The sequence below is a fragment of the Brevibacterium spongiae genome (assembly GCF_026168515.1).
Taxonomy (GTDB): Bacteria; Actinomycetota; Actinomycetes; order Actinomycetales; family Brevibacteriaceae; genus Brevibacterium; species Brevibacterium spongiae.
On record NZ_CP093443.1, the window covers coordinates 2,677,453 to 2,691,318 of the forward strand.

The window sequence follows — 13,866 nt, forward strand, 5'->3', positions numbered from 1 at the left end:
GCCGAGGCGGTCCACCCCGATCTCAGGTGATGATCGCCCACCCGATGATCCCGATGAGGGAGGCGAAGGCGATGGAGACGAAGGTGCCGATGATGAACCGCTCCCCCGCCGCTGCAGAGGATTTGATCTCGGCGAACCGGCCGAGCCCCTTGACCGCGATGACCACGGCCATGAGTTCGGGACGACCGAGGACGATCGCTCCGGCGATGAGGGCGCGTTCGACGATGCCGATCCACATTCCCCCGCGCAGGACCTCGACGTCTTCGGCCCCGGTGCGCTCGGGTTTGCTTCCGGGGCCCGCATGGGTCAGCCGCAGGAAAGCAGGCACGAGCGGCCAGCCGATGAGTGCTGCGACGACGGCCGCTGCGACGGCGATGAGCACGTCAGTCCACATTGTCTGCTCCTTCTGCCAGCCCGAGGTGATGGCGGGCGAGATCCTCGGCGCCGGCGACGATCTCGGCGATGCCGGGAGCGAGCACCCGGGACACTGCCTGCTGGGAGACGTCGAAGCGGGCAGCGATCTCGTTCTGGGTCGCCTCGGGGTGGTCGAGACGGTAGTTGACGTAGCCGCGGGAGTGGACGCGCAGCTCTGCCAGCGTGCTCACGAGCAGGCGCAGACTCGCCTCGGCGAGACGACGGTGAGCGTCCGGTGCGGTGCTCTGTTCGGCGCTTGGGTCAACCGACCCCGGGTTGACGGCAGCCTCCGACGCCGCACTCTGCCCGGCGCTCGGGTCAGAGCGTACGATGAGGTTGGCGGGAGCGGTCTTTGCGGCTTCCACGGCCTGGCGGGCGGCGTAGAAGGCGGGGCCGCGACCCTCGGTCGTCGATTCGGGCAGCGGTTCGTCGACGGCGCCGATGCCGATGCCGATGTGCCACCCGGCCTCGACCGCGAGCCGGCGCACCGCCTCGGCGACGGCATGCGCATCATCGAGGACGCCCTGGACCTCATCGCCGATCGTCCGGGCGAAGGGCACGAGCGTCGGGATGGATGACAGAACAGCGAGGGCCTCGGGCACGGCATCGTTGCTCGTGCGCGAATCCTGCTGGTCGATGGTCAAGACGAACATGGGACCAGTACAGCAGATCGCAGACTGCAATACAAGTGTTTTGATTGTATTTGTCAATTACAACGAAACAGATTGTTTATGCGAGGTCGATGGCGAAAGCCGTGACAGACTTGAGGCCGCCGCCGGATCGCACCTCGGCCACGGAGACGAGTTCGTTCTCCCAGACCACGGCGACTTCCCTGCCGGTCACGTCCTCCGAGCCGATACCGGCGGACCAGTCATCGGCCTCGACGGTCTTGCCCTGCATGAGGGCGGTGGCCTGGTCGCGGGTGACGGTGACGACGGCCAGCAGGGTGCGGGCCGCCTCGGCCAAGGTGATGAGTTCCGGTGCGGCGACGTCGAGATCCTCGGGCAGGGTCACGGCCTGGTCGATGTCGAAGGCGCCGACTCGGGTGCGGCGCAGCGCCGTGAGATGACCGAACACGCCGAGGTCGGTGCCGATGTCGCGGGCGAGTGCCCGCACGTAGGTGCCCGAGGAGCAGTCGACTTCGACATCGACGTCGATGAAGCCTTCGTCTGCGGCGAAGCGGATGTCAATGATCTCGAACGCCGAGACCTCGACGCGGCGGGCCTTCAGTTCGACGTTCTCGCCTGCGCGCACGCGCGCATACGAGCGCTTGCCGTCGACCTTGATCGCCGAGACGGCACTGGGCACCTGGTCGATGGAACCGCGCAGCTTGGCCACTGCGGCTTCGATGGCGGCGGCGCCCACGCCGGAGAGATCGGCCGGATCCGCGAAGCGATCGGGTTCGGAGTCAGCATCATCGGTCGGGGTCGACGAGCCCAGACGAATCGTCGCGAAGTACGTCTTCGAGACCCCGGTGATGTAGGTGAGCAGCTTGGTACCGCGGCCGAGGCCGAGCACCAGCACTCCCGTGGCCATGGGATCGAGCGTTCCGGCGTGGCCGACCTTCTTGGTGCCGAACCAGCGGCGGATGCGTGAGACCACGCCGTGGGAGCTCAGACCCTGCGACTTGTCGCAGACGAGGATGCCCTGCGGGGAAGAATCACTCACGAAGGCAGGGATCAGTTGAAGGAGGCGTGCACATGATCCATGTGATTCGCCGTCGCGTCTCCGCGATCCTCCATGCTCTTCCAGCCCTGACCGGGCATCCAGATGCGCTGCTGCCAGATGACGTACTTGACGTTGAGGCTGCCCTGGTTCTTGATGAGGTACTCGGCAATGCGGTCGCCGGTCGCACGGTTGATCATAATGTCGATGGCTTCACCGGTGTTGTGATCGGAACCGGTGCCGGGGCGGCGTCCGCCGAAGGTCTTGACTTCGGGGAACTTCGCGCACACGGCACGGTAGCCGTTGACGGCGTTCGGCAGCAGACCGGATTCGATCGACGACGACACGCTGCACGGCGGTGCGGAGGTGTCGCTCGAGGCGCCTTCGTCCTTCGAGGACGAGTCATCCGAGGACTTCTCGTCCGACGAACCCGAGGACGAGTCCTCGCTGCTCTCGGCCGAGGATTCGGCGGTGGGCTTGGGCTTCGGCGGAGCCTTGACCTCAAGCGTGGTCTTCGACGACTTGTTCTTGTACTTCGGGTCGTCCTTGACCTTCTCGAGGTACTCTTCGCCGGCCTTCTCCCGCTGCGCGTCGATCTCGTCCTGGCTCACCGACGACGGGGTCGCTTGCTCAGGAGTGGTGCTCGCGGCTTCGCTGGTGACGGTGCCGGATTCCGGCGGACCCATCACGACGGTCGAACCGACCACGGCCGCGGTCGCTGCCGCCGGAACGGCGATGGCGGCAACGACGGGACGCTGCTTGACGGTCGCCAGCACAGAGGTCGCCGTCGACGGCGAGGTCGCTGCGCGTCGGCCCGCGGGGCGCTTGCCGGGAGTCAGATCCCGGACGAGCTGCTTCGCGAACGACGGCTTCGGTGAAGAGTGCTTACCCAATGCAGAATTCCCTTAACAGAGTCGTAATCGTTTCGTTACCGGAAAAAGTCTACGACATCTCGGAAAGATAACAAAACTGTTACGAGAAGTTTTTCTGAATTCGTGACGAAGACCATCGTGACGAAGTCCAGGGTCACTCGTCGTCAGGGGTCTCGCTCTTCTTGTACGGATCGGCCTCACCCGCGTGCTGTGCGTCCTTGGCCAGACCGGCCACACGCGCATCGTCGGCGGCAGCCTGAGCGAGCAGTCCGTCGAGTCGTGCGGCCGCCTCGGGGACGGCGTCGGCGATGAATTCGAGACTCGGTGTCAGCCGGATCGTCAGGCCCTTGCCGACCTCGGAGCGGATGAATCCCTTCGCGGATTCCAGCGCTTTGCCGGTGCCGATGAGGTCCTGGTCATCGCCGTAGACGGTGTAGAAGATGTCGGCGTGCTGCAGATCTCCGGTCACCCGGACATCCGTGACGGTGACGAAGCCGAGGCGCGGATCCTTGAGCCGACGCTCGATCGTGCTGGCGACGATGACCTTGATCTGGTCGGCGATCTTGCGAGCCCTGGTGGGGTCTGCCATGGTGCTGTCCTTCTGGTTCGGGGCCGAAGCTTCTCTTCTGGCCCTATTTTAGACGTGGAATCGAACCGGCTCCGGCCGGTCCCCTGTACCGGGGTCCGACCGGAGCCGACGAATCCGACTCACGTCGAAAGCCTGCGACTGTCTCAGTCGCGCGGCTTCTCCTGCATCTCGAAGGTCTCGATGATGTCTCCGACGCGCAGGTCGTTGAACTTGCCGAGGCCGATACCGCACTCGTAGCCCTCGCGGACCTCGGTGGCATCGTCCTTGAACCGGCGCAGCGACTCGATGCTGACGTTGTTGCCGACGACGACTCCATCGCGGGTGACGCGTGCGGTCGAGTTCCTCTTGATGTGTCCATCGCGGACGATCGAACCGGCGATGTTGCCGAACTTCGAGGACCGGAAGACCTCGCGGATCTCGGCGGTACCGGTCTGGACCTCTTCGTACTCGGGCTTGAGCATGCCCTTGAGCGAGGACTCGATATCGTCGATCGCCTGGTAGATGACCGAGTAGTAGCGGACATCGACGCCTTCGCGGTCGGCCAGGTCGCGAGCCTTCGCTTCCGGACGGACGTTGAAGCCGAGGACGATCGCGTTGTCGACCGTGGCCAGGTTGATGTCGTTCTCGGTGATCGCACCGACGCCGCGGTGGATGATCCGCAGGTCGACGTCGTCGCCCACATCGATCTTGAGCAGCGAATCCTCGAGTGCTTCGACAGCACCGGAGACGTCGCCCTTGAGGATGAGGTTGAGCATGTCGACCTTGCCCTCAGCCAGAGCCTTCGTGAAGTCCTCGAGGCTGATGCGCTTGCGACCGCGGGCCTGAGCGGCGTTGCGCTCGATGGCGTCGCGCTTCTCAGCGATCTGACGGGCCGTGCGATCGTCATCGGTGGAGATGAACGAATCACCGGCACGCGGCACGGACGACAGACCAAGCACCTGGACCGGACGCGAGGGACCAGCCTCCTCGACGAGGGCGCCGTTCTCATCGAACATCGCACGCACACGTCCGTAGGCGGTGCCGCAGACGATCGCGTCGCCCTGACGCAGGGTGCCGGACTCGACGAGCACGGTCGCGACGGCGCCGCGGCCCTTGTCGAGCTTGGCTTCGATCGCGATGCCGCGAGCGGACTTGTCGGGGTTGGCCCGCAGGTCGAGCGCGGCGTCCGTGGTCAGCAGCACGGATTCGAGCAGCTGGTCGATGCCCTCGCGCTTGAGCGCGGAGATCGGCACGAACATGGTCTCGCCGCCGTACTCTTCGGCCACGAGGTTGTATTCGGTCAGCTGCTGCATGACCTTGGCCGGGTTCGCCCCGTCCTTATCGATCTTGTTCACAGCCACGACGATCGGCACATCGGCCGCCTGGGCGTGGTTGAGAGCTTCGATGGTCTGCGGCATGACACCGTCATCGGCGGCGACCACGAGGATCGCGAGGTCCGTCGACTTCGCACCGCGGGCACGCATGGCGGTGAACGCCTCGTGACCCGGGGTATCGAGGAAGGTGATCTTGCGATCCTGGCCTTCGTGTTCGACTTCGGCCTGGTAGGCGCCGATGTGCTGGGTGATGCCGCCGGCCTCGCGAGAGGCGACGTTCGCCGAGCGGATGGCGTCGAGCAGCTTGGTCTTACCGTGGTCGACGTGACCCATGACGGTGACGACCGGCGGACGAGCCTGCAGGTCTTCGTCGTCTTCCTCGGCGGCTTCGGCGTCGAGGTCGATGTCGAAGGTCTCGAGCAGCTCACGGTCTTCGTCTTCGGGTGAGACGATCTCGATCTTGTAGCCGAGCTCCTCACCGAGGACCTCGAAGGTCGCCTCGTCGAGGGACTGCGTGATCGTCGCCATCTCACCGAGGTGGAAGAGCACGGTCACGAGGTTCGTCGGATCCGTGTTGATCTTCTCGGCGAAGTCTGCCAGCGAGGAGCCGCGACGCAGGCGCAGCGGCGTATTGCCGTCTCCGCGCGGAACGCTGACGCCGCCGACCGACGGAGCCTGCATCTGCTCGAGCTCTGCGCGCTTCGCCCGCTTCGACTTGCGTCCCTTCTGACGGGGACCGCCGCCGCGGCCGAATGCGCCCTGCGTGCTTCCGCGACCGCGACCTGAACCGCGACCGCCGGGACCGCCGCCGGGACCACGACGCGGGCCGCCGGGAGCAGCGCCCGGTGCACCGGGTGCTCCGCCGGGAGCGTTTCCGCGTCCGCCGCCGCGACCACGGCCGGGAGCGGGCTTGTTCAGGGCCGAGTTCTTCAGCATCGACGGGTTCGGGCGAGGTGCGCCCGGACGCGGTGCCGGACGAGGACCGCCCGAGGACTCCTCACCGGTGCCGCGCGGCTTCTGACCGGGCTTCGGCATTCCCTGCGAAGGAGCGAACGGGTTGTTGCCGGGGCGTCCGCCCTGGCCGCCCTGACCACCCTGGCCGCCGGAACGACCGCCGGGCTTGGGACCGCGACCGGGCTTCGGCATTCCCTGCGAGGGAGCAAAGGGGTTGTTGCCGGGGCGGGCCGAACGTCCACCGGGCTTCGGGGCACCGGGCTTGGCGGCACCGCCGGGCTTGGGAGCTCCGGGCTTCGGTGCACCCGGCTTGGGTGCAGCGGCCGGCTTCGGAGCTCCGGGCTTGGAAGCGGAAGTGCCTGCGGACTCCGCTTCGGCAGCAGGTGCCTCAGCAGGGGCTTCGGCGGGAGCCTCGGCCTTGGGGGCAGCCGATGCTGCGGGCTTGGCGCCCGGCTTGGGAGCCGACTTCGCTGAGGAGGCGACCGCCTCGGCGGGTTCGGTCTTCGCCGGGGTAGCAGACTTCGCCGGGGTTTCGGGCTTCGCCGGGCTCGACTTGGGCGTCGACTTCGCGGCGGGTTTGGGTGCGGGCTTCGCACCGGGCTTCGGGGCTCCGGGCTTCGCCGCAGGCTTGGCTGCGGACTTCTTCGCGGCACCGCCGGCGGACTTCTCGCCGGAAGAAGGTGCGGAATCGGCGAAAGCTTCCCTCACTCGGCGCACGACGGGCGCTTCGAGCGTCGAGGAAGCGGAGCGAACGAATTCGCCCATGTCCTGGAGCTTCTCGAGGACGTTCTTACTTGTTGTGCCGAGCTCTTTTGCGAGCTCATGGACACGGGGCTTTGCCACAGTTCTCCTGTCCGGGTTCTTTCCCGGTCAGGAAAGAACCTCATCAATGAAGAGCAGTACTCATTTCACTGCTCTCTCGAATTCCGTTTGGGTGTCATCGTGCGACACTCACAACTTGTCATCCATTCGGCTTACCCGTTCTCTTTGGGTTCGGTGTCCTGCCTCGGGAGGTCCGAGGCGGTGATCTTCGTTCGAAACGCTCGAGCGAAGGGGGCAGCGGTCCGCGCCTTGGCCAGGCACTTCTCAACAGGGTGCACCCAGGCGCCGCGTCCTGGCAGTGTCGCTGACACGTCGTGGACGATGGCGGGGTGCTGATCGGGGCGGAACACGAACCGTGTCAGCTCGCTCCGATCGGCCTTCTGCCGACAGGCGATGCACGTCCTTACGGGTCCATCGCCAACATTCACAATGAATGATTCTACAGCACCAGCACCCCGACGCGCGCCAGGGGGCCAGTGGTGAGAATCACTGCGTCGGGCTACTCGCCTGCGACGATGTGCATCAGTCGCCCTCGACGATACGAGTCAGTCGCCTGCGACGATGTCGATCTTCCAGCCGGTGAGCTTCGCGGCCAGACGGGCGTTCTGCCCTTCCTTGCCGATGGCCAGGGAGAGCTGATCGGTCGGCACGACCGCGCGGGACTCCTGCGCTGCGGCGTCGAGGATCTCCACGCGCTTCGTCTTCGCCGGCGACAGGGCGTGGGCGATGAATTTCGCCGGATCGTCGGAGTAGTCGACGATGTCGATCTTCTCCTGGCCGAGTTCGTTCATCACCGCGCGCACCCGAGAGCCGAGCTCGCCGATGCAGGAGCCCTTCGCGTTGACTCCGGGCTTCGTGGCGCGGACAGCGAGCTTCGAGCGGTGGCCGGCCTCGCGGGCCAGGGACACGATCTCGACGGTGCCGTCGGCGATCTCCGGGGCTTCGTGGGCGAAGAGGCGGCGCACGAGGTTCGGGTGGGTGCGGGAGACGGTGACGGAGGTGCCCTTCTGCCCCTTGTGGACATCGGCGATGTAGACACGCAGGCGGGTGCCGTGGGTGTACTCCTCGCCGGGGACCTGTTCGTGCGGGGGCAGGACGGCCTCGACATCGCCGAGGTCGACCTGGACCATCTGCGGGTCCCTGCCCTGCTGGATGGTGCCCGAGGCGATCTCGCCCTCACGGCCCTTGAACGCGCCCAGCAGGGTTTCGTCCTCGACATCGCGCAGGCGCTGATGGATGACCTGTCGGGCGGTCTGGGCGGCGATGCGGCCGAAGCCGGTGGGAGTGTCGTCGAATTCGCCGATCGGATTGTCGTCGTTGTCGAATTCGACTGCGAGGATGCGCACTTCGCCGGTGGAGGTGTCGAGTTCGGCGCGGGCGTCGGGCCAGGCGCCCTCGGTCTTCTGGTAGGCGAGGAAGAGTGCCTGTTCGATGAGTTCGATGAGGGTGCCGAGCGGAATCTCCCGCTCTCGTTCGATCATGCGCAGAACATTGAGATCGATGTCCATATGCCTATGTCCTCTCCGGCTCATTCGAGCATTGAATTGTCTGTGTTCACTTATGCAGGCGTAACAGTCTATCCCAGTCCCAGCCCGCATTCTGTCAGTGATTCCCCACGATCGGCCGGCGATGCCTCACTGTCGGCCCGCGATGCCTCACCGACGGCGTTCGCGGGACGTGAGCTTCACCTCAGCGGAACTTCAGCTCCACCTGCGCCTTGCGGATATCGTCGAGCGGCACCTGCGTGATTTCCCTGCTCTGAGGGTTCGTTCCCGTGATCGACGTCTCCCCCACCTCGGCGAGGTCGAGTTTGAACGTGTCCTTCTTCGTTGTGATCTCCAACCGTCGACCGATCACCCGCCGGAAGTGGCGCGGGGTCTCGAGCTTCCGGGTGGCGCCGGGGCTGGTGACCTCGAGCTGGTAGGGCTTGTCCCGGAAGATCTCGACCTCGTCGAGGGCGTCTCCGACGATCTTCGTCGATTCCGCGATCTTCTCCATCGACATCGGATCGGTGCTCGATTCGTCGAGATCGACGACGACTGTCAGGGTCCGGCGGGGCCCTGCGGCGACGGCCTTGACGTTCTCCAGGTGGTATCCCGCCGCTTGCAGGGGCGGGGCGAGCAGACCCTTGATCCGATCGACGTCCTCGTCCATATCTCCTCCTCTTCGCTGGGCGGCCCCCTCGCCGAGGCGGCTGAGGTGGGTGCGGTGGTCCGTGCAGGTGCCCGGGCGACCGTTTCACCCCACCCTAAGCGACACCATCGCCCGACGTTAAGCATCCGGGCCGCGGGTTGAGCGTCCGTGCAGGCGGGACAGCATCCGATAGGATTGCCGTATGCGTTTTCCCGTCAGTCGCCGCGTCCTGTTGACCGCCGGCGTCGGCGGGGTCAGTCTGGGGCTGCTGACCGCCTGTGGGCTGCGCATCGATTCCGATCCGGACATTCCCACCCTCGATTCCACGCAGCAGCTGCGCAATCGCATCGCACGCATCCTCGACGCCACCTCCCCCGGTTCCGGTGACCCTGCGACGGCTGGTGAGGACCTTGCTGATTTCACGGCGGCGATCGGCCCGGTCTGGGCACCGCCGGCCGAGTTCGCCACCGAACCTCCCCCGACCGCGGAGGAGCGGACGTTCGTCGAGGCCGCCGAGGTGGTGCTCAAGGCCGTGTTCGAGGCTGCGCCCCAGCTCGGTTCGGGTCTCATCCCGGTGCTGTCCGATGTGGCAGTGGGGCTGACGCTGACCGCGGGGACGAAGAAGCCCGAGCTCATCACCACCGCTGATGACCTCATCCGCACCGGCCGTGAGGACATGGCCGGTGCCGACAACTCGTCCAAAGACAGTTCCGGCGGCTCGGACAGCTCCGACGGCGACGGCTCGGACGACGGGACGCAGGATCGCCAGGCCATGTTCAACGCGATCCTCAACCAGTCCCGGGCGGCGGCCTACGGCTATGAGCGTCTCGCCGTGAACTTCGAGACGAAGTCCCCCGAACGCACGCGAGCGCTGGACCGGATCGAATCCCTGGGATCACTGTCCGGGGAGATGCTCGAACTCCTCGGCGAGGACGGAGCGGATCCGAACGCCTCGGCATGGAAGCTCGATCCCACACCGGTCGATGCCGCCTCGGCGAAGGAACTCGCGCTCAATCTCGAGGACGGCGTGGCCGCCTCGGTGCTGCCGTGGCTGGACGGGGAACCTGCGGCGATCCTGCGGTTGTGGGAATCGGCGCGGGCGCGTTCGGGCTTCGCAGCCCCGCAGCCGCTGCGGTTCACCTATGACGATTCCGGACAGGCGGAGGCGACGAAGTGAAGGTTCCACCGGTTCTCTACCGGGCCACGCGCGACATCATCGGCGAATATCGCACCGATGCCTGGGTCGCGGCACTGGATTTCATGGCCAATGAGCTCCTCGACCGGTGGAAGCTGCGCTTCGACGAGGTGCCCGGGTCCCCGTGGGCCGGCTGCGAATCACTGGTCATTCCGGTGCTCACGCAGGAGAACTATCAGGGTGTGCTGCGCTTCGCCGCGCCGACCTCGGCGCATACGGCCGCGCATGCGCAGGTGCTGCGGGCGCTGAAGATGTGGAACGGGCACGGTGCCGTCCGGGTCATCCGCGATGATCGCAGCTTCCGGGTGACACTGCAGGAGCGGCTGCGCACGAAGGACAATCTCTCGGTGCTGCCCCTGGCCGATGTGCCGCCCGTCTGGGGTGCCCTGCAGCGGTCCCTGGAGATTCCCGCGAGTGCGGAGTTCCTGCGCGTCCAAGACGTCGTCGCCGGGTGGCTGAACAGCTTCGAAGCCGATGCCGGCCTGCTCAACGGCTGGTCGGAGGCAGGCCCGCATGACTCGCTGCTGCTGTCGTTCGCCCGCAACTGGATGCAGACTCTGGCCGCCTCAGACGAGAACTGGCTCATCCACGCCGACCTGCACTACTACAACATCCTCGCCGGCAACCCGGATCCCACGGGCATTTCGACCTGGAAGGCCATCGACCCGCAGCCGTTGGCCGGGCCGACCGCCTACACCTTGGCTCCGGTGCTGTGGAATCGACTGGCGGAGATCCCCTCGGATCATCCGCAGGCGCAGGCGGCCTGGCTGCGCGGCTTCGCCACTGATCTGGCCCTGTGCGCGGGCATCGACCCGCAGTACGGGATGGGTGCGACGGTGGCGCGGGAGATCACGAACATGTTCTGGTATCTGCGGTCGGCGACCGGCGGGTCGACGTCGGGGCTGGCCGATGCGGCAAGGTCCCTGTGGGTGGCCCGCGCGCTGTCGGGTGCCGACGTCGCCGGAGTCAACGCCCACGCCCTCAAACCCATCGGCTAGTTATTGCTACCTGACGGACCCCCAGCGTGGTGGCGCCGGGTTGTTGGGGACCCGTCGGGTAGCAAGTGTCAGTGGATGAGGCTGGAGATCACGTCGTAGCCCAGTTTGAGGATCATCGCCGAGACCACGACGACGAAGATGACGCGGACGAATCCCGAACCCTTCGCCAGCGCGGTGCGGGCTCCGAAGATGCCGCCGGCGACGTTGCCGACCGCCACGACCATGCCCAGCAGCCACACGACCTGCCCGTCGGGGACGAAGTAGACCAAGGCTCCGAAGTTCGTCGCCCAGTTGATGACCTTCGCCGTGGCCGAGGCCTGCAGGAACGAGAACCCGATGAGCGAGACGAACGCGATGACGAGGAACGATCCGGTGCCCGGTCCGAGCACCCCGTCGTAGACGCCGATGACGAGGCCGATGAGCCATGACAGCGCATGGTGGCGCTTCGATGACTCCCCGAACCGCAGCGTGGCATCCGCGCCGAGGCTGGGGTTGAGGACGGTGAAGATGCCGACTCCGATGAGCGCGAGCAGGATGATCGGGGTGAAGGCCTCACTGGGCACGAGGGTCGCGAGCTTCGCCCCGATGACCGCACCGAGGAACGCCGAGGCGGCCGCCGGGATCGTCGCCGACCTGTCCGGGGTGATCTTGCGCAGGTAGGTGATCGCCGAGGCGGTCGTTCCCGCGATCGATCCGATCTTGTTCGTCGCGACCGCCTGCACCGGGGTCATGCCCGGCACGAGCAGCAGCGCGGGCAGCTGGATCAGCCCGCCCCCGCCGACGACGGCATCGATCCAGCCGGCCAGGACTCCCGCGGCCAGCAGCCACAGGACCATGGACACGGTGACATCGATGCCGCCGGTGAGTGCTTCGAACACCGAGGTGGCTCAGACGTTCGCAGCGGCAGCGCCGGAGTCCGCGCCGTCGGCTGCCACAGCCGCATCGGCTGCGGCGTTCGCCTTCGCATACGCCTCACGGACGCGGGCCACGGTGGAAGGGACCACCTCGGCGACGGGGACGTCGCTCTTGGCATCGGCCAGACGGTCACGGACCTCGACGACTCCGTCGGCGAGTCCACGGCCGACGACGATGACGGTGGGGATGCCGATGAGTTCGGCGTCGGCGAACTTGAAGCCCGGGGAGACCTTGTTCCGATCGTCAAGGAGGACGCTGATGCCCTCGGCCTCGAGTTCAGCGGTCATGGTCTCGGCCGCCTCGGCGATCTCCTCGCCCTTGCCGGCGACGACGATGTGGACGTCGGCCGGGGCCAGGTGCTGCGGCCACAGCAGCCCGTTCTCCGAGTGGTACTCCTCGGCGATGCAGGCCATGACGCGGGTGACGCCGAGCCCGTAGGAGCCCATGGTCACGGTCGCGGTCTTGCCGTTCTGGTCGAGCACCTTGAGGTCGAGTGCCTCGGCGTACTTGCGGCCGAGCTTGAAGATCTGACCGATCTCGACGCCGCGGGCGAGTTCCAGCGGTCCCGAACCGTCCGGAGCGGGATCGCCGAGGACGACCTGGGCGGCCTCGATCGTGCCGTCGGCCGCGAAGTCACGTCCGGCGACGAGGTCGAAGACGTGGCGGCCGGGTTCGTTCGCGCCGGTGATCCACCGGGAGCCGTCGACGACGCGGGGGTCGAGGAGGTAGCGGATCTTCGACGGCGCTTCGAGGCCGAGAACCGGCGCGTCGAGCGAGTTGCCGGGTCCGATGTAGCCCTTGACGAGTTCCGGGTGAGCGGCGAGATCCTCAGCGGTGGCGGCTTCGAGGTCGACCTCGCCGTCGCCGAGCATCCCGGTGCCGGCGGCCCGGTCGAGGTCGACTTCGCGGTCGCCGGGCAGTCCGATGACGATGATCTCGCGGGTGCCGTCGGGGTGGGTGACGGCGCAGACGACGTTCTTCAGGGTGTCCGCAGCCGTCCACTCCCGGTCCTCACGGGGGTGCGCGGCGTTCGCAGCGGCGACGAGGGTGTCGATGGTCGGGGTGTCGGGGGTGTCCTCGACGTGGGCGGCCGGGGAGGCCGAGTACGGGATCGCCTCGGGCACGATCGATGTCACGGCCTCGACGTTCGCGGCGTATCCGCCCGGCGAGCGCACGAAGGTGTCCTCGCCGACCTCGGAGGGGTAGATGAACTCTTCGGTGCCGGATCCGCCCATCGCACCGGGGGTGGCCTTGACCGGCAGGCAGGGCAGACCGAGGCGGGCGAAGGCACGCAGGTAAGCCACGCGCATGGCCTCATAGGAGGCGTCGAGTCCCGCATCGTCGACGTCGAAGGAGTAGGCGTCCTTCATGATGAATTCGCGTCCGCGCAGCAGTCCGGCGCGGGGGCGAGCCTCGTCGCGGTACTTCGTCTGGATCTGGTAGATCGACAGCGGCAGGTCCTTGTACGAGGAGTAGAGGTCCTTGACCAGGAGGGTGAAGACCTCTTCGTGGGTGGGCGCGAGGATGTAGTCGTTCTCGCGGCGGTCCTTGAGGTGGAAGAGGTCGGGTCCGAAGGCCTCCCACCGGCCGGAGGTCTTGTACGGATCGGCGGGCAGCAGGCCGGGGAAGTGCACTTCCTGGGAGCCGGCGAGAGCCATCTCCTCGCGCACGATGGCCTCGATCTTGCCGAGCACGGCCAGGCCCAGCGGCAGCCACGTGTAGATCCCCGGGGCGGACCGGCGGATGTAGCCGGCGCGGTGCAGCAGTTTGTGGCTGGCCACCTCGGCGCCGACCGGGTCCTCCTTCTGGGTTCGCACGAACAGGGACGACATGCGCAGGGCCATGGGTGTTTCTCCTCAACTTGTCAGGACTCTGCTCGAACACTATCGCACGCGGGCGAGGGTCAGGGAATCGGTGCGGACCTGGATTCGTCACCCGGCGGAAGAGAATTAGACTGGTGCCTGCGCCACACACGTCCAGCACCGCGCGGGTCCCC

The 13,866-nt window shown here is 66.7% G+C and carries 13 protein-coding genes; 2 read left to right on the plus strand and 11 right to left on the minus strand.

From position 1 onward, the window contains the following. Positions 1-22: 22 nt before the first annotated feature. The 9 genes from L1F31_RS11985 to L1F31_RS12025 form a co-directional block, all read right to left on the minus strand. Positions 23-394: a hypothetical protein gene (locus L1F31_RS11985; RefSeq protein ID WP_265417512.1), complete on the minus strand. Its 372-nt coding sequence runs from the start codon at positions 392-394 to the stop codon at positions 23-25. Further along, a complete protein-coding gene (locus L1F31_RS11990; RefSeq protein WP_265417513.1) occupies positions 384-1,067 on the minus strand; it encodes a MarR family transcriptional regulator in 684 nt (227 codons plus the stop codon). Before L1F31_RS11990 ends, L1F31_RS11985 begins: the two co-directional genes overlap by 11 nt. Positions 1,068-1,143: 76 nt before the next feature. Next, on the minus strand, positions 1,144-2,082 hold the full coding sequence (gene truB, locus L1F31_RS11995) for a tRNA pseudouridine(55) synthase TruB (protein WP_265417514.1): 939 nt from the start codon (positions 2,080-2,082) through the stop codon (positions 1,144-1,146). An 11-nt stretch (positions 2,083-2,093) separates the two neighbouring features. Beyond that, on the minus strand, positions 2,094-2,972 hold the full coding sequence (locus L1F31_RS12000) for a VldE C-terminal domain-containing protein (protein ID WP_265417515.1): 879 nt from the start codon (positions 2,970-2,972) through the stop codon (positions 2,094-2,096). 133 nt (positions 2,973-3,105) lie between these two features. Further along, complete coding sequence (gene rbfA, locus L1F31_RS12005) at positions 3,106-3,540, minus strand: 30S ribosome-binding factor RbfA (protein WP_265417516.1); 435 nt, start codon at positions 3,538-3,540, stop codon at positions 3,106-3,108. 143 nt (positions 3,541-3,683) lie between these two features. Then, positions 3,684-6,650, minus strand: a complete 2,967-nt coding sequence (gene infB / locus L1F31_RS12010) for a translation initiation factor IF-2 (RefSeq protein WP_265417517.1) — start codon at positions 6,648-6,650, stop codon at positions 3,684-3,686. A 131-nt stretch (positions 6,651-6,781) separates the two neighbouring features. After that, positions 6,782-7,057, minus strand: coding sequence for a YlxR family protein (locus tag L1F31_RS12015; RefSeq protein WP_265417518.1), 276 nt, complete (start codon positions 7,055-7,057; stop codon positions 6,782-6,784). 117 nt (positions 7,058-7,174) lie between these two features. Next, positions 7,175-8,137 (minus strand): transcription termination factor NusA, encoded by a 963-nt coding sequence (nusA, locus tag L1F31_RS12020; RefSeq protein ID WP_265417519.1) that lies wholly within the window; start codon positions 8,135-8,137, stop codon positions 7,175-7,177. A gap of 181 nt (positions 8,138-8,318) precedes the next feature. Beyond that, entirely contained in the window at positions 8,319-8,783 is a 465-nt protein-coding gene (locus tag L1F31_RS12025) for a ribosome maturation factor RimP (RefSeq protein WP_265417520.1), read from the minus strand. A 181-nt stretch (positions 8,784-8,964) separates the two neighbouring features. On the opposite strand from L1F31_RS12025, the gene L1F31_RS12030 reads away from it, so the two are divergent. Both L1F31_RS12030 and L1F31_RS12035 read left to right on the plus strand, forming a co-directional pair. Next, positions 8,965-9,939, plus strand: a complete 975-nt coding sequence (locus L1F31_RS12030) for a hypothetical protein (protein ID WP_265417521.1) — start codon at positions 8,965-8,967, stop codon at positions 9,937-9,939. Next, positions 9,936-10,955 (plus strand): aminoglycoside phosphotransferase family protein, encoded by a 1,020-nt coding sequence (locus L1F31_RS12035; protein WP_265417522.1) that lies wholly within the window; start codon positions 9,936-9,938, stop codon positions 10,953-10,955. The genes L1F31_RS12030 and L1F31_RS12035 overlap by 4 nt, the downstream gene beginning before the upstream one ends. A gap of 68 nt (positions 10,956-11,023) precedes the next feature. Here the strand turns inward: L1F31_RS12035 and L1F31_RS12040 are convergent, their stop codons facing one another. Together L1F31_RS12040 and L1F31_RS12045 are read right to left on the minus strand one after the other, a co-directional pair. Beyond that, positions 11,024-11,833: a TSUP family transporter gene (locus L1F31_RS12040; protein ID WP_265417523.1), complete on the minus strand. Its 810-nt coding sequence runs from the start codon at positions 11,831-11,833 to the stop codon at positions 11,024-11,026. Between the two features lie 9 nt (positions 11,834-11,842). Next, positions 11,843-13,714: a proline--tRNA ligase gene (locus tag L1F31_RS12045; protein ID WP_265417524.1), complete on the minus strand. Its 1,872-nt coding sequence runs from the start codon at positions 13,712-13,714 to the stop codon at positions 11,843-11,845. Positions 13,715-13,866: the final 152 nt, after the last annotated feature.